This is a genomic window from Methanobrevibacter olleyae (assembly GCF_900114585.1).
In the GTDB taxonomy this organism is placed as follows: domain Archaea; phylum Methanobacteriota; class Methanobacteria; order Methanobacteriales; family Methanobacteriaceae; genus Methanobrevibacter; species Methanobrevibacter olleyae.
On record NZ_FOTL01000013.1, the window covers coordinates 1 to 25,692 of the forward strand.

The following is a 25,692-nucleotide window of genomic DNA, read 5'->3' on the forward strand; positions in this document are numbered from 1 at the left end:
ATGGTTATGCAAGCTTAAAAATATCACTGAAACCAAGAGCCAAAAAGTATACAATAACAACAGAATACGGTAAATTTATCAAAAAGAATAAAATCACTGTTAAACCTGTATTGACTGTTAAAACTATTGTAATGAAAAAAGGAAAGAGAATCAAATTCTATGTTAAGCTGGTAAACACTAAAGGAGAACCACGAGCTAAAAAGAGAATAATATTTAGATTTGATGGAAAAAAATATAAAATCAAAACAAATAAAAACGGAATTGCAACACTAAAAATCAAATACCTAAGAAAAGGCAAACACAGGATTTACACACAATACGGTAAAGCAAAAATAAAAAACACAATAAGAATTAAATAAAAAAAGATAAGAGGCAAACCCTTATCTTTTTTTCCTTATTTTTTAAAATTAAATCTATTTTTTTAAACAATAATAGCTTTATTTAAATTCTATTCACTTAAAAACCCTATTTATCTTTAAAAAGATTTTAAATTAGCTTAAATTCATTTTTACAATTAATCTAAAGTTCCTGATTTTTGCAGAAATACTTTAAAAAACATATATTTCATGATTTAAATAAGCTTTGTTTTTTAAGTAAAATCTTATACAAAAAATGTGTGAATACTATTACTTTTAGAATTATTTCCAGATTTACTTGCATATTATACAGCTATTTAGAAAAGAAGCAAAAAAGCTAGAAAAATATCAATATCACACCTAATGTTTACATTCATAAACCAATACCAATTAATTATAAAATAAGATTTAAACAAAGCCAAAAATTTAAATGTCAAAAAATATTAAAAAAAGATTTTTTAAGTGTCTATAAATGATTTCAATAATTATATGGGATTAATTTTTTAATATAATTTTTCGAGTATTACTTCTAGTTTCATATGGCTCAATAAGTAATAAATAATTATAAATATGTATTACAATAAATTTATTATTACTACTTTGTTAATTAGTATTACTAGGTTGTTAAAAAATTCGTTTTTGTATTACTTGCTTAGTTTAACTTAGTAATTTAAAAGCTTTTTAATGGAATTTATCAAGCTTCAAAGGGTTATAAAGCTGATTAAGGCTTTAAAAAATTATATGGTGATTAAAATTTTAAGGGATTATAAAGCTGTTTAAGGCTTTAAGAGATTATAAAGCTGATTAAAGCTTTAAGAGATCATGATTTATAATTTCATATATTGCCTAAAACTTAATTAAAGCTCAACTCCATTATTCTATAGCTTAAGTTATACAATATTGTAATAAAATTTTCTAAGTAAAAATGTATATAAATGATTTAAGAATTTTGAATTAGTTAGAATTTCTAATATTTTAACTATCTTTATTTTTTTAAACTTTTTATATATTTTTTTAACAAGGTGGTATAATATAAAGGAGATTTAAAAATGAAAGTAGCAATTTTAGGTGCTGGCTGTTATAGAACTCATGCAGCTAGTGGTATTACAAATTTTTCTAGAGCTTGTGAAGTTGCAGAGATAAGTGGAAAAGAAAACATTGCAATGACTCATTCCACTATTGAAATGGGTGCAGAACTTTTAGAATTAGCTGGAGTAGATGAAATAGTTGTATCTGATCCGGTATTTGATGGAGAATTTACTGTTGTAGATGACTTTGATTATGCAGAAGTAATCGCTGCACACAAAGCAGGAAATCCGGAAGATGTAATGCCTGCAATCAGAGCAAAAGTAGGGGAATTAGCTGAAACTATTCCTAAACCATCCAATGGTGCAATTCACTTTACCCACCCTGAAGATTTGGGAATGAAAGTAACTACTGATGATTGTGAAGCAGTAGCTGATGCAGATTGGATTATGACTTGGTTACCTGAAGGAGGTATGCAACCAGCTATCATTGAAAAATTCGTAGACTCTATTAAAGAGGGTGCAATTGTAACCCATGCATGTACCATTCCAACTCCAGGCTTAAACAAGATCTTTGAAGATTTAGGTAAAAATGTAAATGTAGCTTCTTACCACCCAGGTGCAGTACCTGAAATGAAAGGTCAAGTATACATTGCAGAAGGTTTTGCTGATCAGGCATCTATTGATACTTTAATGGAATTAGGTCTAAAAGCAAGAGGCTCCGCATTCACACTACCTGCAAACATGGTAGGTCCGGTATGTGATATGTGTTCTGCAGTAACTGCTATTACTTATGCAGGTATCTTATCTTACAGAGACACTGTAACCCAAATCTTAGGTGCACCAGCAGGATTTGCACAAAGTATGGCTAATGAAGCATTGACTAATGTAGTGGCATTAATGCAAAATGAAGGTATCGACAAAATGGATGATGCTTTAAATCCTGGTGCATTATTAGGTACTGCAGACTCAATGAACTTTGGTCCTTTATCTGAAATTGTACCTACTGTATTGGAATCTTTAGAGAAAAGGTCAAAATAAGCTTTATAACTTTATAAGTTATAATGGTTGAAATAGCACTTGAAGAATAATTTTAGCTACCAAAACTAAAGAAATTAAATTTAAGGCATTAACCTTTTTTATGAGTTTTAGGTTTAATGCTATTAATTTAATTCTTTAGTGTTTCTATTAAATAATAAGCTATTATTTAATTCATGAGGAAAATTTGATTCATTTAAATTCATGGATAAATTATAATAACAAATTATCTAATAATTCAATATTTATTAATGTTATTATTTATTTATTGTTATATTTTTTAAAATTTTTAATATATTATTTAAAGCTTGCTTTTTATAATTATTTTTTTAAAAAATGAGGTAGTTATATTATTCTTTATTCATAAATTTTTATTATTTTTATAATTATCTTTGATGTAATCAGATTAATATTTTTGATCTAATAGGATTAATATTTTTAATCTAATCCGATTATATATTTTGTAAAATTTCTAAAATCTAAAATATTAATCTAATTATTATTAATCATTTAATTTTAATTATAAGTAGTTAAGGTGTTAACTTGATAGAAGCTATCTTAGAAAAGGCTAAAAATAGAGAAAAATTAAGTAAAAATGAACTGATTCAATTGTTTGAAATAGATGATGATGAAAATTTAAAAAAACTATATAAAATTGCTTCAGACATTCGTAATGAATGCTCTGATATGATTAAATTAACATCTACCATTCATCTTACAAATAAATGTCAAGTTCAACCAAGATGTAAATACTGTGGTTTTGCTGCTAAAACTTCATCTATTGGATATTATGATGCTTTCTATAGATCTGATGATGAAATACGTGATGTTGCAATCTGTGTTGAGAAATCAGGCATTCCAAGAATAAGTTGCTCTGGAGGACATGGTTACAGGGGTAAACAAGCAATTAATGCTACAAAGATTGTAAAAGGAGAAACTTCACTGGAAATATTAGTTAATGTAGGTGCTGACTTAACTCAAGATGCAATAGATGAATTAAAAAAATATAATGTTGATACAATTTGTTGTAATTTAGAAACGATTAATGAAGAGATTTTTAATTTTGTCAAACCTGGTGAGAAATTATTTAATCGTATCAATATATGTAAAATGGTATCTGATAGAGGTGTTGGCCTATCTTCTGGCTTATTGATAGGCATTGGGGAGTCTTATGAAGATAGGGTTAATCATTTATTGTTTTTAAGAGCTTTTGATAGCTTGGAAGAAATCCCAATAATGGGCTTTAATCCTTATGTAAATACTCCAATGGAAAGTTATCCTCCCTGCTCAATTGAAGAGCAATTAAAAACAATAGCTATTACAAGAATTATCTATCCCCATATTAGAATTACTGTTCCAACACCAACTATTGGTCCTAAAAATGTTGAACTTCCTTTAATTGCCGGAGCAAATAATTTAGCAACTGTTATTCCTGAAGACTATCCATTATTTGTTAAAGGAGTGGGATCTCCAGATTATGGCAATTTAGATGAGGTTATTTCAGTAGTTGAAGATCTAGGCCTTGAAGTTCAACTTCATGCTTAAGCATTCTTAATTTATAAAAAGATTTTAAGTGTAATTTATTTTAAAAAGATTTTAAATGCATTATTTGTATTAGATATGACATCATTATTTTACTATTATTTGGTGATAAAATGGCCTTTGAAGAAAGCATTAAAAAGGCTTCTATTCAATCTTATGAAGGTAGCCGTAAGGGAGATACAGAAGAAGAGATTAAGGAAATTCAGAATTATATTAGAAATGCAAAGATTGTAGTTCCAAATAAAAATGGGATTAAAGTAGAAGTTATTAATGAAGTTCTTAAAAGATTTAAGATTCCTCCTGCAGAGCATTTAGATGTAAATACTAATTATGCAGATTTTAGTAGAACTCCTGCTATTTCAAAGGCTAAAATAGCTATAGATCAATCAGATGCTGATTTGGTTATTGCAAGAGGTCGTTTAGGAATCCCTGGTTCTGGCTCTTTTTTAGTTTTTATGGATAATAAATCTAGAATTCTAACTGCGGCATCCTCTCCTTCCCATATTATTCATAAGCAATCATTAGAAAAAACAGTTTATAGAGAAACTTTAGATGCATTAAAAAAAGTTGGGTTTAAAGAGGAAATGTGAATTTTTTTTCTGTTTAAATAGGAAATATGGGTTTTTTATTATTTAAATGGGAAATGTGAGTTTTTTATTGTTTAAATAGGAAATATGGGTTTTTTATTATTTAAATGGGGAATGTGAGTTTTTTTTCTGTTTAAATAGGAAATATGGGTTTTTTATTTTTAAAATAATTTCTTTGAATGATTTAGATGAACAATCAAGACTATGACACTGGAATAAGTTTAGAGGTTTTTACAGTAAAATCAAATATTAAATTAATAGATATCTTTAATTTAATTTTAGATAAAAAAGCAAGTGCTGTACTTGATTTATTTGATAGCTTAACAAATAAAGAAATAATTGGTAAAGAAAGTTCGATTGTAATTATTGGCACTTATTTTACAGGAATAGCTATTGCAAAATATTTATCAAATGCTAATTTTAAGGACATAACTATCGTTGATATTTATCCTCATTTAGAGGGTTTAATAAATTCTAAATTAGGAGATCCTATAAATTTCAAAGATGAAAATGGAAATTTCATTAAACCTAAAGGGGAAAGCAAGCTTAAAGAATCTGAATTTAAATATGATATAAAGTTTTCATCAGATTTAGATTTAATAAAAAATGCTGATGTTGTAGTTGATACAACTGGTTTAGGTGGAATAAATGAAGATCAGTCTGAATCTATTCATACAAAGGTATTTTTAATTGAAGATCCTATAGCTGAAGAAAATGATCCTTTTTTAAAAAATAAAAACAATATATACAGTCGAGTTAATTTAGTTAAGTCCTATTATCGATTTGTTCTTAAAACTAAAGGATTAAATACAAAAACTTCTGGAACTATGACTTTGGCATTAGATATTTTAAGACAATCAATGAATAAGATATTAACTAAAGATGGTGTTCTTTATTGTTCTTTTGAAATGACATTTTTTGAAGAGATTATCTTTAAAGAAAAGGACTTAAATAAATTCTTAAAGTTAATTGAATCTCCAGTTATTAAAGTTTCAACTATCCTACCTTTTGACTGTGATGATTTCATTGAAAAGTTTATCGATGAAATTTATTCAGAAATCTTAATTAGATGATAATGGCTATGCAACTGATATTTAATTAGGTGATAGTAGGTATGCAACTGATATTTTTAATTAGGTGATAATGGCTATGCAACTGATATTTAATTAGGTGATAATATGTATGCAAATGATATTTTTAATATTATAGATGAGATGATACCTCGCAAATTCGCATTGAAAAATGATAAAATTGGCTATTTTGGAAAGAATTTTGATAATTTGGATATTAAAAATATTAAAATCGTAATGGATTTATTACCTGAGGATGATTTAAAATTTAATAAGGAGGATTTAGTTATTTCTCATCATCCTCCATTATTCATGCCAAAAACTCCTACATATGTTGTTCATTCTAATTGGGACATAATTGGAGGAGGCTCTAATGATGCTTTAGCTTATTATTTAGGTTTAAAACCTATTTCTATTTTTCATAAGCAAACAGGTATAGGTAGGATTTGCTCTTCAGCTAAGACATTAGATGAATTTTTAACTTTGGTTTCTTATAAATTTGGTCCTGAGAATCTTAGACTTGTTAGTGATGGAAACTTTAATAAAATTCTTAGAAAGATAGCTATTGTTTCAGGTTTTGGTTTAAGCAATAAAGAATTTATTAAATTAGCTAAAGATAGATCTGTTGATGCATTTTTATCTGGAGATTTAAACCATTCAAATGCAATTTTAGCTAGAAAGTTAGGGCTTACTTTAGTAGATGTTTCACATCATATTATAGAGATTCCTGGATTGTTTGCCTTGAAAGAATTAATTGAAAATAATGAAAAGATTGATGTTCCTGTAGAACTGATTGATACTGGCATTCCGTGGAGATATATCTCTGCGGAGTTCTAGTTTTTTAATTTCTTTTGTTTATATTAAGTTTTAAATTTTTTTATTTATATATAATTTTTAAATTTTTTGATTTATATTAACTATAGATTTTATGGATAATGGTTTGATAGAATGATTCAAGAGATGGAAAATAGTTTAATTCCAAAAGGAAGTATAGATTTAGTAGGCTTTGGTAGATTAGGCTTAAGAACTGGCATTAATCTTATACAAGTTCATAGGGGAGGTCCTTCCAAAATCACTGTTTTTGATGGTCAGAAGATCTCAGGGTCTGATATAATTTTTTTATTGTATGGCGCTAAATTAGGAAGCTATAAGGCTGACTTTTTAAAGGAAATTTCTACTCATTCAAAAGATTTTAGAGAGGTTATTTCTATTAATGAGTATATCTCTAAAGATAATTTGGACTTAATCACTGGTGATGTGGTTGTTATTGAAATAGCTGGAGGCAATACCATACCTACTGCTGCAGATATTATTAAAAAAGCACATGAAAATGGTTCTAAAACAATAGGAACCGCTGGAATTTTTGGCATTGGGGATGAAGAAATTATCATAGGGGATATTTCTGAATTTGATGATTCAAATCCAGCTATTGAAGAATTAAGAAAAGAGGGGATTGTAGAAAATCATTTGATTGTAACTACTAATAAATTTATTCGTGATTCAATTCCAATCACTTCTTGTGTTTTAGATAATATCGCTAATGTCATTACAAGAGAAACTTTAAAATTATTGATTGAAAAAAATAGGGAATCTTGATATTTTTTTATAGATTCAAAGTCATTTAATTGGAATCTTGATATTTTTTTTATAGATTCAAAGTCATTTAATTGGAATCTTGATATTTTTTTTATAGATTCAAAGTCATTTAATTGGAATCTTGATATTTTTTTTATAGATTCAAAGTCATTTAATTGGAATCTTGATATTTTTATATATAAAGTCATTTTATTTAATTTTCTTCTACTTAAAGGTGTTTATATGGTTACTATTGCTACTGCAGAATGTTTTACTCATGGGATTTTAGCTCGTGAAATACATGCTTTTGCTCAAGGTTATGAGGATAATTTTGCATCTTCCTATTTAAATTTAGTTAATACTAGTCAAAAGGATTGTTTAAAAGATGCAATATTAGAAAATAAATGTTCTATTTTTGATTTAAGAGATTTAAGTGTTACATGTGGTTTATTCATACCTACTTTAGATGCTGTAAAATCTATTTTAAAAATTGAAAATCCTTTAGAGCCTTTAAAGTTAATCGATGGGATTAAAGTTTATGATGACATTGGGGATATTGAAATGTCTATACTGATGGCAGAAGCTGTTAAAAAAATATCAAATGCAGATATAGGAATAGGTACAACTGCAGGAATTGGCTATGGTGCTATGGCTATTGTAGATGATGATATGATTATTAGCACAAGCTCTGATGTTAATGCTAATTTAATTAAACCTAATTCTAATAATTTGTACAATCGCCAAAAGAGTGGTATAGAGAAAACTTTAAAAATATTAATTTATTATCTAAATGATAATCTGGATAAAATTAAAGATATGAGCAATGTTAAAATATATTATAAATAATATTTTGATTAAAAAATGATAAATTATTATAATAATAAAAATAGTAAAAATAGTAAAATTAGTAAATTTAGTAAATTTAATAAAATTATTAAATTAAAAAATGTAAATTTATAGAATTTATCTATAATATTTACATAAATCTTTGTTTAAATTTAGTTCTATGATGTTTGCATAAATCTTTGTTTACTTTGCAGGCTCACCAATTAGTGCATCATCATTATTAACTGCCTCTCTATTAATAGCAATTTGCTTTTTTTCATCTAGAACAGTTCTAGTGCTTCTCAGGCCAAATATCATAGTAGATAAATTGTGTAATGATGAACTTGTAGTTGGTGAAATAAGTCCAAGTAATCCTAGTCCAATTAAAGACCCATTAAACATTACAATATCTCTATAGTTAGCATTGATTTTATCAATCATTCCGGTTGATAAGTTTCTAAGGGTTACTAAATCATGTAAATCATCTGAAAGTAAAGAGATGTCTGCAACTTCTCTTGCAATATCTGATGAATTTCTCATAGCTACTGAAACATCAGCAGTAGACAGTGCTGGAGAGTCGTTAATTCCATCACCAACCATGATTACTTGATGTCCTTCTTCTTTAATTTCTTCTATGATGCTTGCTTTATCTTCAGGAAGAACCTGTGATTTATACCTTGTAATATCTAAATCATTAGCTATTTTATTTGCGGCATTTTCACTGTCTCCTGTTAACATAACTATATTAGTAATCCCTAACTCTTTAAGTTGGCTAATTACATCATGGGCTTCATCTCTTAGAGGGTCTGCAATACATAGGATTCCTTGAAGTTTTTTACCAATTGCAAGATAGATTACTGAATATTCATCTACATTTTCTTCAATAATTTTTTCCTGCTTTTTAGTGAATTTGATTCCTTCATCTTCTTCTACAAAGTGTCTACTTCCGATGATTGCCTTTTTGCCATCATAAGTAGTTGAAATCCCATGTGCAACAATGTACTCTACTTCGCTGTGAAGCTCTTCATGGTGTAAACCCTCTTTTTCAGCTTGTTTTACAATAGCTGTTGCTACGCTGTGGGCAAAATGCTCTTCAATACATGCTGCAATTCGTAGCACTTCATCTCTTTCATATTTTCCACAGGGAATAACCTTTTCTAAAACTGGATGGGCATTAGTTAAAGTGCCTGTTTTATCAAATACTATGGTATCTGCATTAGCATATGCTTCCAGGTGTTTTCCACCTTTTACCATCATCCTATTGTCTGAAGCTTCTTTCATTGCAGATATAACTGAAATTGGAGTGGTCAATTTAATTGCACATGAAAAGTCTACCATCAATACCGCCAATGCTTTTGTAGTATTTCTAGTAAGTAAGTATGTGATTGCAGTTGCAAGTAAGCTGTAAGGGACAATTGAATCTGCTAGTTTTTCTGCTTTACTTTGAATACCTGCTTTTAATTCTTCTGAATCTTCAATCATATCGATAATCTTATTTAATCTAGTTTCATCATTAACAGAATGCACTTCAATAACTACTGATCCTTCTTCAACTACTGTTCCTGCATGTACAGCTTTTCCTTCAACTTTATGTACTGCCAATGATTCTCCAGTCATTGATGCTTCATTGATCATGGCATCCCCATATCTAATAACTCCATCAATAGGAATGATTGCACCTGTTCTTATTCTTATTTTATCTCCTTTTTTAATTTCAGATAGTGGGGATTGCCTTTCAACTTCATTTCCTTCACCATCTTCTTCAACTAGCCATACACTATCAATGTTTAATGCTAAACTACTTTTTAATGTACTTTTAGTTTTTTGTATAGTATAATCTTCTAACATATCTGAGATAGATAGTAAGAACATCATTGAAGCTACAGATTTGAAGTTTCTTCTAACTAATGATGCAGCTATGGCAGTTCCATCAAGAAGCTGGACATCCACACGAAAACTTGTTAAGCTGTCAAGCCCTCTAAGTATATATCCTGCTGCATGATAGAACATTATTATTTTTCTAAATGGAATTGGTAAAATTACTTTAAATAAATATCTTTTAAGGATATGCTTAGCTAATCTTAAGAAGAAATCATCTGATAGTTCTTTTAAAGTAGTTTTATCAGTTGCTTTAGTTTCATAAAGATCTGCTTGACTTATTCTGTTTAAGATATTAAGAATTTCTTCTCTTTTACTAGAAGCCTTATAGTAAATTAATATACTTCCATTTCTATGTGAAATGCAAACTGCATCTATGAAATCATATTCTAGTAATGTTTCAGTTAAGCCATAGCTTTCTTCTTTGGTAAATGCTTCTTTACCTGCACGTACTCTTAAACGAGTACCCTTATCATAAACTATATCGTAAATCATGGCTATCAATAATTGTAAATCATGCTTAATAATCGTAAATCAGGGTTATCAATATTAGTTACAAAATATATTTTTTTATTAATAAAATATTATAAATCCTCTAAATTATAAATAAAAATAGAATATTAAAATTAAATTTAAAAAATATTTGTAAATTTGTTGGTATAAAATTTGTAAAAATAAAAAATTGAATAAATATGGATAATATTTATTCTCAAGAACCTAATATAAATAACATTATAGATAATATTTATTCCTAAGAACTTAATAGGACTAATATTTATTCTCAAGAACCTAATATGGACAGTATTTATTCTTCAGAACTTACATCAACACATACTGCTTCTTTTTTAGAGGATTTTGCATCGGTGTAAATGTCTTCTGCATTGTCTTTAATATCTTGTATAGATTCTTCAAGTTCACCTTTACAGGTTAATACTTTTGCCATACCTTTTGTAGCATAATCTTTAGTAGTTTGAGATTCCAAGATTTTTTTACCAACAATTGCAGTTGCAACTCCACCAACAAAAATTAAAGCATGTTTATGTTCTATCATTTTTCTTACAATATTTCTGTGCATTTTTTCACCTTTTTAATTTTATTCCTAAAATAATGGATATAATATTTTTTATTCCTGTTTGGAATTAATGTAATATTTTCCTATTCCTAAATAATGGAATTAATATAATATTTTTTATTCCTGTTTGGAATTAATATAATATTTTTTTTTAATTCTATGATAGCTAGAATTAGAAATTTTTTCCAACTATTAGGATTAATAATATTTTTTGAATTAATTTTATTTAAGTCTTTAGGTTTACCTAAAGGATAAATGTTTATACTACTGTATTTTTTTAGGAATAACTTATAAATTTTTTATTTTTCAATCCCTACAAGATTTATCTCAATTTGAAGCAATTATTTTTATATATCTATTATTATATCAATGCTACAATTTATTTATCATTTATATTGAAAATAAAGTTTAATTATTTAGTTATATCTGATTTAAATTTAGTTAATGGCAGATTTTATTTGGTTGCTCTTAAAATGTTTGCTGTTTCAATCTTATCTTAGTTTCGCATGGCTTTGAAATTTGCTTTTTTTCTTTTAATTTTATTTTTTTTAAATATTTTTATATTTTCACCTTTTTATCATATTGCTAATTTTTTCATTTTTTTAAAAAGAAATGCTATTGAATCTATTTATCATTAGGTAAACCTAAACTTTATATATTATGAAGACTAAAATAGTATTAGGTTTTAGGCATGCCTAATTAATCTATCCATGGTAGTCTTTTTATTTTCATTTTAATTAACAATCCAAAAATATTTTTAAAAACCAATGTAATTAATTTTAAAAATATCCCCATTTTTAAAACTAAATTTTAAAAATTTTAATTAAACTACAAATACCTCAAAATATGAAGATTATGGCGAAATAGTTTTAGGTGTGCCTAAATTTCCTACTTATTAGTTAAAAACCTACTATTCTTTGATAAATATCTATATTTTATTTAGATGGAATAGTTAGTTTAGATAGTTTAAGATAGTCTAATGGTTTAAGATAGTCTATCTACAATTTATTAGTTAGATTTACCTATTTTATAGTTTATCTACAATTTATCAGATAATTATTTTATAAAAATTTCTTGAGAGGTTATATAAATGATAAAAAAATTAAGTGAACTTAAATCTGGAGAATCAGGAATCTTAAATTCTTATGGTTCTGGTGGTGACTTAGAGTTAAAAAGACATTTACTCGGTATGGGTTTTGTTAAAGGTGCAGATGTAATAGTAGAAAAAGTAGCACCTCTTGGAGATCCTATGCAAATTAAAGTAAAAGGATACTCTGTATGTCTTAGAAAAAAAGAAGCGAAAAATATTGACATAGATGTATAATTTTCATTTTTATTATATGATATAATGATTTTACAAGTTTTTAATTATAGATTTCTTATTAAATAGCTTTTACAAGTTTTTAATTATAGATTTCTAATTAAATAACTTTTACAAGTTTTTAATTAGAGATTTCTTATTAAATAACTTTTACAAATTTTTAATTATGGATTTTTAATCAAATAACTTTTAATTAAATTTTATTTAACTCATTTAAAATTTATTTAAACAAAATTTTAAAGGTATAAACATGGCAAATCTTAAAATAGGTCTAGCAGGTAACCCTAATGTAGGTAAAACCACTTTATTCAATACTTTAACTGGTTTGAATCAACATGTAGGTAATTGGCCTGGTAAAACCGTAGCACAAGCGAAAGGTCATTATAAACATAGTGACAATGAAGTTGAAGTAATAGATTTACCTGGTAACTATGCTTTAAGTGCTCATTCAATTGAAGAAATTGTATCAAGGGACTTTATAGTAGATGAAGACTCTGATGTAATTGTGAACATTATAGATGCAGCGAATATTGAAAGAAACCTGTATCTTACTGTTCAGATGATGGAGCTTGGGGCTAATTTAGTAATAGCTTTAAACATGAATAAGTATGCCCAAGATAAAGGGTATACTATTGATGCAACTAAGCTTTCTGAATTATTAGGAGTTCCTGTAGTTGAAATTGAAGCAAATAGTGATATAGGTAAAGAAGAATTACTCAAAACTATTGAACAAGCAGCTCTAAATCCAGTGGATTCTTCTAAAAAGTTAGTTTATCATAGTGAACTTAAAGAACATCTCACTGAACTTCAAGCTGTTATAGAGGAGGATAAAAATTTACTTGATGTTCCTTCATCCTGGACTGCAATTAAATTACTTGAAAATGATGAGATTGTTGAGGAGAAAATTGAAGGGTCTTCAAAGAGAAACAATATTGTAAATGAATCTCAAAAAGTTAAAGATCACTTAAAAGGTATTTTTGGAGAAGGTAGTGAAGAAGTAATTGCAAATGCAAGATATGCATTTATTGAAGGCTTGTTAAAAGAATCTCTTACTAAACCTGCTTCTGCAAAAGCAACTATGAGTGAAAAGATTGATAGGATCCTTACAAACAGAATATTAGGTTTACCAATATTCGTTATTATCATGTATTTAATGTTTGATATTGTTGCAAATCAAGTTGGCCCATTACAGGACTTTGTTGCAGGATTATTTGAAATGATTGGTGAATGGATAATTGCAACACTTGGGGAGACTATGCTATCTTCATTCCTCGTAGATGGTCTTATCGGAGGAGTGGGAGGGGTACTGGAATTTGTACCTCAAATTATGATGCTGTTTTTAATCATCAGTTTCCTTGAAGACTGTGGTTACTTAGCAAGGGCAGCATTTGTCATTGATAGAATCATGCATAAATTTGTTGGATTACATGGTAAAGCATTTATTCCGATGCTTTTAGGATTTGGTTGTGGAATACCTGGTATTATGGCAACCAGAGCGATGGAAAATGAAAAAGATAGATTAATCACCATGATGATTATACCATTCATGTCTTGCTCTGCAAGATTACCTGTATATGTAATGTTGGTAGGTGTATTCTTTAGTGCAAATCAAGGGCTAGTTATTACATCTTTATACTGGATTGGTATTCTTGTAGCAATGATTGTTGCATTCATCTTAAGAAAAACTGTATTTAAGGAAATGGAAGCTCCATTTGTTATGGAATTGCCAGACTATAAATTACCTACCATTAGAGGTATATTAATGCACACCCTTGAGAAGTCTTGGGGATTCATTAAAAAAGCAGGTACCATTATTCTTCTAGCAGCTATCGTTATTTGGATTTTAAGTTACTTCCCAGCTGGAGTAGAGTATGGATCTGAACAAAGTTTAATCGGTAGCGTAGGTAAAGTAGCTGCTCCTGTATTTGCTCCTCTTGGATTTGGTGAATGGCAACCTGCTGTAGCACTTGTATTTGGTCTTGTTGCTAAAGAGGTTGTAGTAAGTACTTTCAGCTCACTCTTCGGAGTGGCCGAGGAAGGAGCCGGAATAGCCGCTGCAATGCAAGGTATTTTTACTCCACTTACAGCTTTTGTATTTATGGTATTCGTATTGCTTTATATTCCTTGTTTTGCAGCAATTGGGGCAATCAAAGAAGAAACTGGCGGATACAAATATCCATTGATGATGTGTGGAGTTACTTTAGTTACTGCATATATCGTTAGTTTCTTTATTTACATGGTTGGATTAGCTTTAGGATTCGGTTAAATCTTTAACCTTTCCTAATTTTTTATTTTTTTTTCTTTATTTGATTTAATATTAGATTATATTTATCTGTTTTTTTAGATTTATCACTATAATTTTAAAAATATATGGATTTCAGATTATTAAATGAAATAAAGAAATTGATTAAGGTTCATAGGTTGATTAGGTCTTATTAGGAAATGAGAAATTGATTAAGGTTCATAGGTTGATTAGGTCTTATTAGGAAATGAGAAATTGATTAAAGTTTATAGGTTGATTAGGTCTTATTAGGAAATGAGAATTTGATTAAAGTTTATAGATTGATTAGGTCTTTATATGATTGATACATTAAAATCTATTATATTTTTTATTATTGCCGGCTTTTTTGAAATCGGTGGGGGATACTTAATTTGGTTATACATAAGAGAAGCTAAGGGAATAGAATTTGCTATTTTAGGTGGAATTATTCTAATCCTTTATGGTATTGTTCCAACATTCCAACCAGCTACATTTGGTAAAACTTATGCGGCTTATGGAGGAGTATTTATAGTGCTGTCCCTTTTATGGGGCTGGAAAATAGATAATATTCTGCCTGATCAGCTTGATATAATTGGTGCATCTATTGCATTAATTGGAGTATTTGTGATTATGTATTGGCCAAGAGCTATTGCATAACTTATTATTTGTTTAAAGAATTATATTTATTTAAAGAATCAGTTTAGTGAGGTGATATCATGCAATGTAGAATGTGTGGCTATGAGTTTGATCCCTTATCTGAAGGGCTTTGTTCTAGTTGTAGTGGTTGTAAAGGATGTAATAAAGCAGAATGTCCAAGATGCGGATATAAAAATGATTTGTCCTATGAAAAAGAATTTGATTATATCAGCAGACTTCAAGCTAAAATAAAGGCTTATAAAGCTAGAAAAGCAAGAGGAAAATAATAATTTTTCTCAATTTTTTTATTTTATTATTTTTATTTATTGTTATTAATTTTCATTCAATATTTTTATTATATTTTTTATCATATTTTCAGATTTCATTATTGTTTTTTTATTTAAAAATTGGCCATATTACTCATTTTAATTAATGAATGCTTATATCATTATATTTTATCTTTCATTGTGTTTAACTGTAATCATATTTTGATGATTCTAATTTCAATCAATATTTATGAAAATAAGAATTATATGATATTTAAATGCTTATTTAAAGATTTTTTATCTCTTTTTCTCTAATTTTTTATTAATTTTTTATTTTTTATTTCTTCATTAAGCTTATTTTTAAGAATAATCTTTTGTTTTATTTTATTTTTTTTATATTAATTTAATTTTTATTTTATTTTTATTTTATTTTTAAATACTTTTTTGTTTTTTTATTTTTATCTTTATTCATTGCTTTTTAAAGCAAATGAATCATTAATAAAAAGTTTTAATTTTTTATTACTGGAAAAAAGTATTACTTTTTTAATTGAATTTTATTTATTAGTAATACAAAAGAAAGATTTATAAATGTTCCTTATATAAATATTATTGTTTATTTGTTTTAAATGAGAATTACTATATTTTATTCTATTTAATTGTCAAATAAAGGAATATATCACTTTATAGTAATACTTAATCTATAATTGGATTCTTAATACGTATTACTAAATTATTACTTTAATTAGGGATTATATTAAAAAAGTATTACTTTTTATATATTAATTATTAGAATTATTGTTGTTGATTTTTTTAAAGTAATAATCAGTATTAACTTTTAATAATAATTTATAATAATTCATAATAATTTTAATATTTTTATTAGTATTTTTAAAAGTAAACTTTTATAGTGTGATTTATTTATTCAAAACTAAAATTGGAGGAAAAATAATATGCATATACCTGATGGTTTTATACCTCTTGCTCAATGTGCAATCTATTATGTAATTTTAATTGTTGCATTATACTTCTCAGGAAAATGGGCAAGAGAAAATCTTGATGAAAAACGTATACCTTTACTTGCAGTTTTAGCTGCAGGTATTTTTGCAATCATGTCTATGAATATACCAATTCCATTTGGTACAAGTGGACACATGGTTGGTGGAGCATTAGTTGCTATAGTATTTATGGCTCCTGAAGCTGCTATTCTTGTATTTACTGCAGTATTACTTATACAAGCTTTATTCTTTGGAGATGGTGGAATTACTGCTTTAGGTGCAAATGTATTTAACATGGCTATTGTTGGAGGATTTACTGGTCTTTTCACCTACAAGGGATTAAATGGAATTCTTGGAAAATATCCTTCTGTATTTTTAGCAGCATGGCTTGCGACTTTAGTTGCAGCAGTTGTTGCAGCTATTGAAATGGCTATTGCAGGAACTTTCCCATTGACTGTAGGAATTGCTTCTATGGCACTTTACCATGCGTTTATCGGTATAATTGAAGGAGTATTAACTGTAATTGTTATCTATGCCCTTGAAAAATTCAGACCAGATTTATTGGCATGGAACAGAGATTAGATGGTGAGAATATGGAATTAAGTCAAAGTGATAAATATTTAATTGTAATAGGAATTATATTTTGTATTGCATTAGCAGTATTATCTCCTTATATTGCATCTGGTGATCCTGACGGGCTAGAAAAATCTGCTGAAGATGCTGCAGTTGGCGAAGATCTTGAATCTGCAGTAATTGAGTCACCATTTCCAGACTATAGCTATGAACCTTTAGACAAATTAGGTGAAATCGGTGTTTTAATATTCGGCGGTCTGATAACACTGGCTCTTGGTTTAGGTATAGGTTATGCATTAAAAAAGTCTGAATAAACTTATATATTTCTTCATTCAAAATAATCTTAGGTTAATTATATTTTAATATATTTTAATCTAAGATTATCCTACTTTTTTTCTTTTTTATTCTTTTTATTCTATTTTTTTAATTTTGGATATTTTATTTTTCTTGTTTTTTTAATTTTAAATAATTCACTTTAAACTTTATTAGTAATACTTTTTAGCTTTTATTTAGCTAATTAGTAATAATTATTGATTTAAATGAATAAATATTTATAATTAAAAGGGAATATTTTATATTAGAAATTTTTTTAGATTTTGTATTTTTTTTAAAAAATTTTTAATCTGGTTGGGATAAAATGGTTATAGAACAAGTTAGAACATTAGAATTTATTTCTTCTAAAGATACTATCATTCATAATTTAGAAGGTAGGGTAAAACTTGTTGCTATTTTATTGATTATCCTTTTTACTGTTTTTTCAGATAGATTAATTGTTCCAGTTGTATTGGAAGTATTCTTATTAATTATTATGTACTTGGCGAAATTATCTTTTAAATATAGCTTTAAAAGAGTAGTTCTTCTTTTGCCATTCGGTGGTTTTATTATAGCACTTCAACCATTTATACACTCCGGTAATATTATTTGGCAAGGCCCTTATTCTTGGTTGTTTATAACAGACACGGGTTTAAATTGGACAGTTCTTTTATTTGCTAGGTTGATTGTTTGTTTAACAGCTATTGTTATTCTGTCATCTACATCTCCTATGCAAGAAGTGGTACAATCATTTAGAAAACTTGGAATGCCAAGAGATCTAGCTATGATTTTAGCTATTATGGTAAGGTTTTTATTTATTTTTGTAGAGGAATTAAGAGATATCCACCAATCAATGGCATCTAGAAACTTTGATCCTTTTAATTCTAATATTTCTTATAAGTGGAGATTGAAACAGGTAGGTTATAGCATAGCTATGATGTTTCTAAAAGCCTATGAGAAGGGAGAGAACATTTATCTAAGTATGGCAAGTAGATGTTTTTCAGACAATTCTAATTTATACCATGCTAAAACTATTATAGGAAAACCAGAATATATTTATTTAGCTTTTATAATTGCCATTATCCTTCTTTTAGAATTAATTGTATTGTTTTATTCTAATGATTTAGCTTACTTTGGCATTTCTTTATCTTTATAGATTTAGAAATTTTCTTTTCTTAATTTTAAAGATTGTTTTCATTATTTATCTTTTAGCTTTGTTGAAATATTTTTTTCATTCTCTTTTTTTATTTTATTTTATTTTATTTTTATACACCCTTTAAAATTTAGGTATGCCTAAAAATTTAGAAAGATTTATATACTATGAAGGTCAAATTATAATTAACAATAAATTTAGGTAAACCTAAATATTATTGTTTCTTTAAAAATCTTAATTATGTTGTTTATTAGTTCAGTTAATAGTGGTCTAAAGTTTTTATAAATAACTATATTATTTGATCTTCCTCCCTTTCTTTAGATTATTGTTAACTTCTAAAATGATTTTCACAAAGAGGCATCATTTTCTTTTGCAGATTATGATTCTTTTTATGAAATTCATTGTTGAATTAATAAGGACATTTTATGATTATTAAGGACCATTTTAAAAAATAACTTAATGTTATTTAGCAATCTCCAAAGTTGGTACATAGTATTCTTTAATCCCAGGTTTGCTATGTACTGCCTCTTATTTTATTATTTTTTTATATATATTTTTAAATATTTTAGGTATGCCTAAAAATTTAGAAAGATTTATATACTATGAAGACTAAATTATAATTAACAATAAATTTAGGTAAACCTAAATTATTGTGTTATTGAATAAAAATCTGTAATAATCTTATTAATGATAAGTTCTTAAATTCAAGTTAAATTCTAGATAGTATTAGTTTAATCATAAGAATCTAAATTCCTTGAATTTAGAATTTATTATTAATTGTTTAGTTAATGAATTTTACTTTAAACACACATCATTTTCTTCTGCATATAATCGCTTTTAAAAAGTAAAATTTAGGGTCCAACTAACAAAGGTTATACTTAAATCTTCAAATACTAGTAAATAATATTTGGTTTATTATTTACCTCAACCTCCAAAGTTAGTTCATAGCATTGCTATGAATTTTCTTTTCTTTTTTTATTTATTTTTAGCATGTTTTATTATTCTATTTTATATTCTATATATCTCTGATTTAATTGTTTTATTTTTTTAATAAATTCTTATACCTTTATCCTTTAGAATTAGCGCTAGATAAATAAAGCTTGCTATAAAAAAGTAGAATAAAACTTGTATGTCTAATATTCCAGTTTCTACTCCTAAAATAGAATAGGTTAAAATTAAGCTGTATAGAACAATATAAAATGAGTCTTTTGTAATTTTAATGATCTTATATCCAGTTCCTAATATAAATCCCAGTAGAGACATTTCTACAACTACACCGATTTTACCAAAATCTACAATCATCTGACCTAATAGTGTAGGAGTTACAGTTACCTCTGTTCTCCAAGCTATTAATTTCCCCACTAACATTCTAGGTCCAAGAGGGCTTCCAGGCATTGAACTTGCTATCATTTTACCTTTTAAAAGCCCAAAGTTTCCAGAGATTTCATTTAATAAGTTTAAAACATGCATTGTAAAGTTTGCTCTAGATTCTAAAGTAGAAAAAGGATTTGTATTTGAACTAATTGCAAGTTCATTTAAAGATCTTAGATAACCAATTCCTATAATTGCTCCAACACCTAATAGTGTAGCTATAATCACTTCCCAAACAGATAATATCCTAGCATAATAAGCAATTATAACCATCATAAGCAAAATAGCAATAATCGGTGTTCTATATTGTAGTGTAAGGACAGTTATAATTCCTATACTTGTTAAAACTAAAAATCTAAATCTTGCTTGGCTGCGACTAATTTCATTATTTTTAAATTGATTTAAATAGTGTGATGCGATTAGGCCAATTCCAGGAATTATTAAAAAAACAGGCATTGTAAGTGCTGGCTTAAGGGAGTATCTTAAAGAGGATTTTAATATTGGCAATCCTCCAACAGATGCAATGCTTATAAATAAAAATATAATTCCAATTAAACTAAGACAAAAACCAATTGAATATATGTCTTTTGTGTTGAATAATGGAATACTATTGTCATTATCTCTGTTTTTACTGTCTTCAGTGTTTTGATTATTTAAAATAAATCTTGGAAATATTATTGATCCAATAAAAAAACTAATAAATGCAATAACTATGGTATTTTGCAAATCTTTTGATATAGGGTCTGTAGCAAGAAGTAAAAAAAGAGTAAATGTAAATAAAACAATAAGAGGTGAAAATAATTCTTCTTTTAATATTTTACTTTTATCTACAAATGATAAAAATTTTTCACTTGGATATAATCTCTTAAAATAGCTATTAATCCATTTATTTTCAATAAATCCAAGTATTTTGAATATGCTTGTAAATAAAAATGAGTTTCTAAGTGTATTTTCTATATTTCTAGTTATTGTGCTAATAATAGAATATATCAAGCTCATATTTTCACTTTATTATTTTAATTAGTTTTTTTTTAAAATATTTATAAAAATTATTGTTTTTAATAATTTTAATGAGTAGTTTTTTTAATGTTTTAAGTTTGTTGTTTTTAATAATTTTAATGAGTAGTTTTTTTTAATGTTTTAAGTTTGTTGTTTTTAATAATTTTAATTAGTTGTTTTAACGATATTTAAAGTATTAAAAGATGATTGAATAGCTACAGAATCATTAGGAGTTGAATTATAAATTCTAATTTGGATTTCACTTGTTTGGCCATTAAAGTCTCCTAATACATTGCTAACTATTTCAAAATCAGTTTTATTAGCTCTATTGATCTCAAGTACCTCCTCTTTACCACTTTTTAAAACAATGCAGGGTTTTTTATTTTTATTTAAAGCATTTAATAATTTCTGATATTTTACACTATCTAAGTTATCTATAGCTAAGGCTGTACTGATTTCATAGTCAGTTCCATTAGGTATTTCGGATATTAAGTCATTAAAATTATTTATTTCTTTTGGTGCAACTAAAAAATCTGTAATATTTGTATAAGTATCACCATTTGTTTCTAAGCTTATTTGATCGATGAATACATCTGCATTTGGCATGTCTTTGTAGAATCCAGCAATTAATTTTTTACCATTATTATCTATTAAAATGTTTACTTTATCATTCTCAGCTTCTCCAAGCCATAGGACTGTACCATTTATCTGAACTTTCTCACCTGTATTTGATTTAGTACCAACTACAGTGCTTGAAACTTTATTTCCATTTTGATAATAATCTAAATAGGTTTCAAGTATTTTATTATGGGTTGATAAATCAAAAGAAGTAGCAGATGCATTTGATGAATCATCATCTGCCATATGGTAAATAGCAAATCCTACTGCACCAATGATGCAGATTATTATTAAAATATCAATAATTGTAATTTTATTTAAAAATTTTGGTTTTTTCATAGTTTTAACCTATATTTGATTTTTATTGAATTATTAGCATTATCAGCACTATCAGTATTATTAGCACCGTTAGCATGTTATTATCCTTAGTATTGGCCTTGTTTTATTCCCATTTTATTACTATTTTATTTCTATTTTATTCTTCTTCGTATATTGCACCTAAAGGACAGATATCTAAGCATATACCACAATCATCGCAACCATCTTTAATTATCATTGCATATCCTTTTTTTTCAATTAATTCTTTTGGACAGATAGGTATACATTTTTCACACACTCCACATTCCTCTAAATCAATTACTATCAATTTATCGCCTCATAAAATATAAAAATAAATTTTATAATTAATTTACTATAATAATATTTTTTATAATAGAGCTATTTTTTTATTATAATAAAATTTTTTATAATAGAACTATTTTAGTTAATTAATACTATTTTAAATTATAATTATTTTTCTTTATATAATTTTGTAATATTTAGCTAAAATTTTATCTTTTTTCTTTGAAGATACTCTTTTTTCTATTTATTTTTAATATTTATTATCGAATTCTCTAGTTATCCACAACCTTTATATATAATAAGGTTCAACATTATATTGTTGTTATTATGCAAGGGTGCCCGAGCGGCCAAAGGGGAAGGACTTAAGATCCTTTGGTGTAGGCCTTCGAGGGTTCAAATCCCTTCCCTTGCACTTAAATTATTATATTTTCGCGTTCTTAAATTTTTAAGAAATAATAACTTTTTTTAGAATTTATTCTATCTTTATTTAATTTTTTGCCTTAGTGGCTCAGCCGGTAGAGCGCCACCTTGGTAAGGTGGAAGTCGGGGGTTCGAATCCCCCCTAAGGCTTTTTTTCTAATTAATTTAAATTAATTAGTTTTTTTTTAATGCAAGATAAGTTGTTTTTTTAATCTAGTCTATTTAAGGTATCATTACTTAAATAGTAATTTTTAAGTTTTTTTTAAATCAAGAGATTATTTTTTCTTTTTTTCATCTAAATCGTAAAATTTTATAATCAATTAATTTAAATATAAGAATAAGTATATTTTATTTAGAGTTTAGAAAAATATAAAGATTTAAAATATAAAATTAATATAAATTTTAATTGTAAATATGCAAATTTATAAATGAAATAATGTGGGTGATACATTGGTTAAACATTTTAATATTATAATGGCAGCACTTATTTCTGGAACTGTAGCATTATTTACCTCTGTTTTAGGAGTTTCAGGTACTGTTATTGGAGCTGTATTAAGTTCATTTCTCTATCAATTACTTTCAGGATATTCAGAAGAAAAATATGATGCAGGTGCTTTGAGAAAACCTAAATTAGCTAATGAAATAGTTTACATATTTCCATTAGTTGTTATAGGAATTATAGAATTAATATTTTTACTATCAGCATTACATTATAGATTTTATATGATTTTTGATATTTTAGAAGCTGCTGTAGCAAATAATTTATTTAGATTGATGGGTATTGGCTTAATCATTTTAGGAGCTTATCCATATTTTGATTCAAATAATATTGATAAACGTAATGGTACCGTTGTTTTATCAATAGGAGTATTGTTACTTTTAAGAGGTTTAATGGACATAACTGATATAACATCAAAGATATTCTATGCATTGTTCTATAGATTTGATTACTTATTCGCTTTATTTGTAGTTATTGCACTGATAGTTGTTATATTAAATATTTTAATATCTTCTGGTAATTTAAAAATACTTGGCTCAGATGGTTTTATTAATAATCATAAACCTAAAACTGGTGCAAGAAAAGTAGATACTTCATTTAATGAGGATGCTTCTTCAGATACTTCATTTAATAAAGATGTTTCTTTAAATGGAGATATGGAACACGATACTCCAAATTATGATGATTATGGTAATTTCTATGATGATTCTAATTATGATGATTCATATATTAATCATAAAAAAAATCCTAAGCAACCTCCAATTTATAAAGAGGAAATTATTCTTGTAAACAATCCAGATGATCCTAATAATCCAATTAAAAAAAGAATTTTAAAAAGAGTTAAACAAGATAATGATTATAATGATCATGGGGATTATGATGATATGTATATTGTTGATGAGATAGATTAATTTTCTTAATTTTACTAATTTTTTTATTTTTTTAATATTATTTGGTGGTTTTTCTTAATTTTACTAATTTTTTTATTTTTTTAATATTATTTGGTGGTTTTTCTTAATTTTACTAATTTTTTTATTTTTTTAATATTATTAGATTGATTTTCTTAATTTTATCAATTTTTTAATATTTTATTTAATTAGACCGTCTCCATGTGTTTCCACATTTAGCACATCTGATAAAATAAGTTGGAGCTTCATCAGCAGATCTTGTTTGAACAGTCCACCAGTAACCCTTTGTTCCTCCACATTTGTAACAAGTAATTTCTTTTGTTGGCAGAGCAAGATCATTGTTATCAGTTACAATAACTTCTATTTCTTTTTTTCGCTCCCCTTCAAACTTATATTCCTTTGATATATCTTCATCAGATATTTCTTCATCATATCCGCAGATACATTCAATTTTATTGTTTTTAGGTATTAGAACTTTACCACAGCTAGGACAAAATCTCATAATATTCACTCCAAACTAATGATTTAATAATTATTTTTGATGATTTTTTTATCACTTTATAATCATTTTATTTGATGATTTTTTTTATCGCTTTATTAGTATTTTATTCGATATTTTTTTACTATTTTATTAATCAATTTATCATTATTTATAATGATTTATTTTATTTTTTTTAAATAGAAAATTTTAAAATTCTTATTTATTTTAGAATATTTTTTTAAAATTTTAAAATTCTTATTTATTTTAGAATATTTTTTTTAAAAAATTTATGAATAACTCTAAATAATTTTATAAAAATTTTTACTAGATTCTTTATAAACTTTATATGATATAAATTTTTAGATTTTTTATACTTTTGACTAAAGCTATAGACTTAATTTAATTAATAATGTCTTATAATATCTTATAATATCTTATAATATCTTATAATATATGTTTTTTATTATGAATGTTTTCTTAATATTTTCTTCAAAAGAAGTTTTTAACTAATTCTTTAGCCTATTTTATTAGCCTGAAATTTTTAAAAAACTCAGTTTTTTCATTTTGTAAAATAAATAAATCTATAATTTTAAATAGGCTAATTTCATCAACAATAAAAAATTATAAAAATTATAAGAATCTTATAATAATTTGTAATAATTTATCATGATAAATCAACATGTTTATATATAATGTACATTAAATTAATAATATGAAAGAATGGAGGAAATATCAATGATTGAAATTCGCTTTCACGGACGTGGAGGACAAGGTGCTGTAACTGCAGCAGAAATTTTAGCTAAAGCAGCATTTAAAGATGGTAAATACTCTCAAGCCTTCCCATTCTTCGGTGTAGAAAGAAGAGGGGCTCCTGTTATGGCATTTACTAGAATTGATGCAGAACCTATCAATTTAAGATATCAGGTATATAATCCTGATTATGTGGTAGTTCTTGATGATGGTCTTTTAAGTGTTGCTGATGTTTATTTTGGATTGAAGGAAAATGGTGAAGTTATTATAAATACTCATGAAGAAGTTAAATCTGAAAACCATACAGTTTTTGATATCGATGCTACAGGTATTGCATTAGAATATCTAGGTGTAAATATTGTTAATACTATTATTTTAGGATACTTTGCTAAAAGGACTGGTGAAGTAAGTATTGAATCACTTCTTGAAGTAATTAAAGAAACTTTCCCAGGTCCAATAGGAGAAAAAAATGCAGCAGCAGCTCAGAAAGCTTATGACATTGCTTAATTTAACTGTTGAATAAAATTTACATATTTAATTT

Annotated in this window: 22 protein-coding genes, 2 tRNA genes and 1 pseudogene; 19 read left to right on the forward strand and 6 right to left on the reverse strand. The window is 26.4% G+C overall.

Annotated elements, in window-relative coordinates; genetic code table 11:
- From BM020_RS09585 to BM020_RS04820, 8 genes and pseudogenes are all read left to right on the forward strand, one after another.
- Positions 1-359: pseudogene (locus BM020_RS09585) on the forward strand (hypothetical protein); the annotation flags it as partial.
- A 1,046-nt stretch (positions 360-1,405) separates the two neighbouring features.
- Positions 1,406-2,422, forward strand: coding sequence for a 5,10-methenyltetrahydromethanopterin hydrogenase (hmd, locus tag BM020_RS04790; RefSeq protein WP_067145430.1), 1,017 nt, complete (start codon positions 1,406-1,408; stop codon positions 2,420-2,422).
- Between the two features lie 540 nt (positions 2,423-2,962).
- Positions 2,963-3,964: a 5,10-methenyltetrahydromethanopterin hydrogenase cofactor biosynthesis protein HmdB gene (hmdB, locus tag BM020_RS04795; protein WP_074798416.1), complete on the forward strand. Its 1,002-nt coding sequence runs from the start codon at positions 2,963-2,965 to the stop codon at positions 3,962-3,964.
- Between the two features lie 110 nt (positions 3,965-4,074).
- On the forward strand, positions 4,075-4,551 hold the full coding sequence (locus BM020_RS04800; RefSeq protein ID WP_067145435.1) for a DUF3236 domain-containing protein: 477 nt from the start codon (positions 4,075-4,077) through the stop codon (positions 4,549-4,551).
- 185 nt (positions 4,552-4,736) lie between these two features.
- A complete protein-coding gene (locus tag BM020_RS04805; protein WP_074798418.1) occupies positions 4,737-5,621 on the forward strand; it encodes an SAM-dependent methyltransferase HcgC family protein in 885 nt (294 codons plus the stop codon).
- 105 nt (positions 5,622-5,726) lie between these two features.
- Positions 5,727-6,455 carry a Nif3-like dinuclear metal center hexameric protein gene (locus BM020_RS04810; RefSeq protein WP_067145439.1) on the forward strand — a complete coding sequence of 243 codons (729 nt, stop codon included), beginning with the start codon at positions 5,727-5,729 and terminating at the stop codon, positions 6,453-6,455.
- Positions 6,456-6,566: 111 nt separating this feature from the next.
- On the forward strand, positions 6,567-7,214 hold the full coding sequence (locus BM020_RS04815; RefSeq protein ID WP_067145440.1) for a ThiF family adenylyltransferase: 648 nt from the start codon (positions 6,567-6,569) through the stop codon (positions 7,212-7,214).
- Between the two features lie 222 nt (positions 7,215-7,436).
- Complete coding sequence (locus BM020_RS04820) at positions 7,437-8,039, forward strand: UPF0254 family protein (RefSeq protein WP_074798420.1); 603 nt, start codon at positions 7,437-7,439, stop codon at positions 8,037-8,039.
- Positions 8,040-8,222: 183 nt separating this feature from the next.
- Here the strand turns inward: BM020_RS04820 and BM020_RS04825 are convergent, their stop codons facing one another.
- Positions 8,223-10,391, reverse strand: a complete 2,169-nt coding sequence (locus BM020_RS04825; protein WP_067145444.1) for a heavy metal translocating P-type ATPase — start codon at positions 10,389-10,391, stop codon at positions 8,223-8,225.
- Positions 10,392-10,701: 310 nt separating this feature from the next.
- Positions 10,702-10,971, reverse strand: coding sequence for a DUF6110 family protein (locus BM020_RS04830; protein WP_067145446.1), 270 nt, complete (start codon positions 10,969-10,971; stop codon positions 10,702-10,704).
- Positions 10,972-12,058: 1,087 nt separating this feature from the next.
- Here BM020_RS04830 and BM020_RS04835 point away from each other — a divergent pair.
- The 7 genes from BM020_RS04835 (at position 12,059) to cbiQ (ending at position 18,487) form a co-directional block, all read left to right on the forward strand.
- Positions 12,059-12,292, forward strand: coding sequence for a FeoA family protein (locus BM020_RS04835; RefSeq protein ID WP_067145448.1), 234 nt, complete (start codon positions 12,059-12,061; stop codon positions 12,290-12,292).
- A gap of 247 nt (positions 12,293-12,539) precedes the next feature.
- On the forward strand, positions 12,540-14,555 hold the full coding sequence (feoB, locus tag BM020_RS04840) for a ferrous iron transport protein B (protein WP_074798421.1): 2,016 nt from the start codon (positions 12,540-12,542) through the stop codon (positions 14,553-14,555).
- A gap of 312 nt (positions 14,556-14,867) precedes the next feature.
- Positions 14,868-15,206: a YnfA family protein gene (locus BM020_RS04845; protein ID WP_200781248.1), complete on the forward strand. Its 339-nt coding sequence runs from the start codon at positions 14,868-14,870 to the stop codon at positions 15,204-15,206.
- Positions 15,207-15,265: 59 nt separating this feature from the next.
- Positions 15,266-15,472: a hypothetical protein gene (locus BM020_RS04850; protein ID WP_067145452.1), complete on the forward strand. Its 207-nt coding sequence runs from the start codon at positions 15,266-15,268 to the stop codon at positions 15,470-15,472.
- Positions 15,473-16,401: 929 nt separating this feature from the next.
- Positions 16,402-17,028 (forward strand): cobalt transporter CbiM, encoded by a 627-nt coding sequence (gene cbiM / locus BM020_RS04855; protein ID WP_067145454.1) that lies wholly within the window; start codon positions 16,402-16,404, stop codon positions 17,026-17,028.
- A gap of 11 nt (positions 17,029-17,039) precedes the next feature.
- The gene (locus BM020_RS04860) at positions 17,040-17,333 is read left to right on the forward strand and encodes a PDGLE domain-containing protein (RefSeq protein ID WP_074798423.1); all 294 of its coding nucleotides are present in this window, start codon (positions 17,040-17,042) and stop codon (positions 17,331-17,333) included.
- A gap of 323 nt (positions 17,334-17,656) precedes the next feature.
- Positions 17,657-18,487: a cobalt ECF transporter T component CbiQ gene (gene cbiQ / locus BM020_RS04865; RefSeq protein ID WP_074798425.1), complete on the forward strand. Its 831-nt coding sequence runs from the start codon at positions 17,657-17,659 to the stop codon at positions 18,485-18,487.
- A gap of 1,044 nt (positions 18,488-19,531) precedes the next feature.
- Here cbiQ and BM020_RS04870 read toward each other — a convergent pair.
- The 3 genes from BM020_RS04870 to BM020_RS04880 form a co-directional block, all read right to left on the reverse strand.
- Positions 19,532-20,854 (reverse strand): oligosaccharide repeat unit polymerase family protein, encoded by a 1,323-nt coding sequence (locus tag BM020_RS04870; RefSeq protein ID WP_074798427.1) that lies wholly within the window; start codon positions 20,852-20,854, stop codon positions 19,532-19,534.
- A gap of 165 nt (positions 20,855-21,019) precedes the next feature.
- The gene (locus BM020_RS04875) at positions 21,020-21,811 is read right to left on the reverse strand and encodes a hypothetical protein (protein ID WP_074798430.1); all 792 of its coding nucleotides are present in this window, start codon (positions 21,809-21,811) and stop codon (positions 21,020-21,022) included.
- 136 nt (positions 21,812-21,947) lie between these two features.
- Positions 21,948-22,118 carry a 4Fe-4S binding protein gene (locus BM020_RS04880; protein ID WP_234970519.1) on the reverse strand — a complete coding sequence of 57 codons (171 nt, stop codon included), beginning with the start codon at positions 22,116-22,118 and terminating at the stop codon, positions 21,948-21,950.
- Between the two features lie 304 nt (positions 22,119-22,422).
- Between BM020_RS04880 and BM020_RS04885 the strand changes: the two genes are divergently transcribed.
- The 3 genes from BM020_RS04885 (at position 22,423) to BM020_RS04895 (ending at position 23,923) form a co-directional block, all read left to right on the forward strand.
- A tRNA-Leu gene (locus tag BM020_RS04885) sits at positions 22,423-22,505 on the forward strand.
- An 85-nt stretch (positions 22,506-22,590) separates the two neighbouring features.
- Positions 22,591-22,663, forward strand: a tRNA-Thr gene (locus tag BM020_RS04890).
- A 300-nt stretch (positions 22,664-22,963) separates the two neighbouring features.
- Positions 22,964-23,923, forward strand: coding sequence for a hypothetical protein (locus BM020_RS04895; protein WP_074798431.1), 960 nt, complete (start codon positions 22,964-22,966; stop codon positions 23,921-23,923).
- A gap of 181 nt (positions 23,924-24,104) precedes the next feature.
- Here BM020_RS04895 and BM020_RS04900 read toward each other — a convergent pair whose 3' ends face one another.
- Positions 24,105-24,422 (reverse strand): transcription factor S, encoded by a 318-nt coding sequence (locus tag BM020_RS04900; RefSeq protein ID WP_074798433.1) that lies wholly within the window; start codon positions 24,420-24,422, stop codon positions 24,105-24,107.
- A 714-nt stretch (positions 24,423-25,136) separates the two neighbouring features.
- Here BM020_RS04900 and porC point away from each other — a divergent pair.
- Positions 25,137-25,658, forward strand: a complete 522-nt coding sequence (gene porC / locus BM020_RS04905; protein WP_074798435.1) for a pyruvate synthase subunit PorC — start codon at positions 25,137-25,139, stop codon at positions 25,656-25,658.
- Positions 25,659-25,692: the final 34 nt, after the last annotated feature.

What these genes read in the sequence shown, in the direction of transcription:
- BM020_RS04870 (WP_074798427.1), bottom strand. Translation starts at nt 20,854, where the DNA reads ATGAGCTTGATATATTCTATTATTAGCACAATAACTAGAAATATAGAA.
- hmd (WP_067145430.1), top strand. Translation starts at nt 1,406, where the DNA reads ATGAAAGTAGCAATTTTAGGTGCTGGCTGTTATAGAACTCATGCAGCT.
- BM020_RS04835 (WP_067145448.1), top strand. Translation starts at nt 12,059, where the DNA reads ATGATAAAAAAATTAAGTGAACTTAAATCTGGAGAATCAGGAATCTTA.
- BM020_RS04810 (WP_067145439.1), top strand. Translation starts at nt 5,727, where the DNA reads ATGTATGCAAATGATATTTTTAATATTATAGATGAGATGATACCTCGC.
- feoB (WP_074798421.1), top strand. Translation starts at nt 12,540, where the DNA reads ATGGCAAATCTTAAAATAGGTCTAGCAGGTAACCCTAATGTAGGTAAA.
- cbiM (WP_067145454.1), top strand. Translation starts at nt 16,402, where the DNA reads ATGCATATACCTGATGGTTTTATACCTCTTGCTCAATGTGCAATCTAT.
- cbiQ (WP_074798425.1), top strand. Translation starts at nt 17,657, where the DNA reads ATGGTTATAGAACAAGTTAGAACATTAGAATTTATTTCTTCTAAAGAT.
- BM020_RS04845 (WP_200781248.1), top strand. Translation starts at nt 14,868, where the DNA reads ATGATTGATACATTAAAATCTATTATATTTTTTATTATTGCCGGCTTT.
- BM020_RS04850 (WP_067145452.1), top strand. Translation starts at nt 15,266, where the DNA reads ATGCAATGTAGAATGTGTGGCTATGAGTTTGATCCCTTATCTGAAGGG.
- porC (WP_074798435.1), top strand. Translation starts at nt 25,137, where the DNA reads ATGATTGAAATTCGCTTTCACGGACGTGGAGGACAAGGTGCTGTAACT.
- BM020_RS04820 (WP_074798420.1), top strand. Translation starts at nt 7,437, where the DNA reads ATGGTTACTATTGCTACTGCAGAATGTTTTACTCATGGGATTTTAGCT.
- BM020_RS04860 (WP_074798423.1), top strand. Translation starts at nt 17,040, where the DNA reads ATGGAATTAAGTCAAAGTGATAAATATTTAATTGTAATAGGAATTATA.
- BM020_RS04830 (WP_067145446.1), bottom strand. Translation starts at nt 10,971, where the DNA reads ATGCACAGAAATATTGTAAGAAAAATGATAGAACATAAACATGCTTTA.
- BM020_RS04875 (WP_074798430.1), bottom strand. Translation starts at nt 21,811, where the DNA reads ATGAAAAAACCAAAATTTTTAAATAAAATTACAATTATTGATATTTTA.
- BM020_RS04800 (WP_067145435.1), top strand. Translation starts at nt 4,075, where the DNA reads ATGGCCTTTGAAGAAAGCATTAAAAAGGCTTCTATTCAATCTTATGAA.
- BM020_RS04815 (WP_067145440.1), top strand. Translation starts at nt 6,567, where the DNA reads ATGATTCAAGAGATGGAAAATAGTTTAATTCCAAAAGGAAGTATAGAT.
- BM020_RS04825 (WP_067145444.1), bottom strand. Translation starts at nt 10,391, where the DNA reads ATGATTTACGATATAGTTTATGATAAGGGTACTCGTTTAAGAGTACGT.
- BM020_RS04900 (WP_074798433.1), bottom strand. Translation starts at nt 24,422, where the DNA reads ATGAGATTTTGTCCTAGCTGTGGTAAAGTTCTAATACCTAAAAACAAT.
- BM020_RS04805 (WP_074798418.1), top strand. Translation starts at nt 4,737, where the DNA reads ATGAACAATCAAGACTATGACACTGGAATAAGTTTAGAGGTTTTTACA.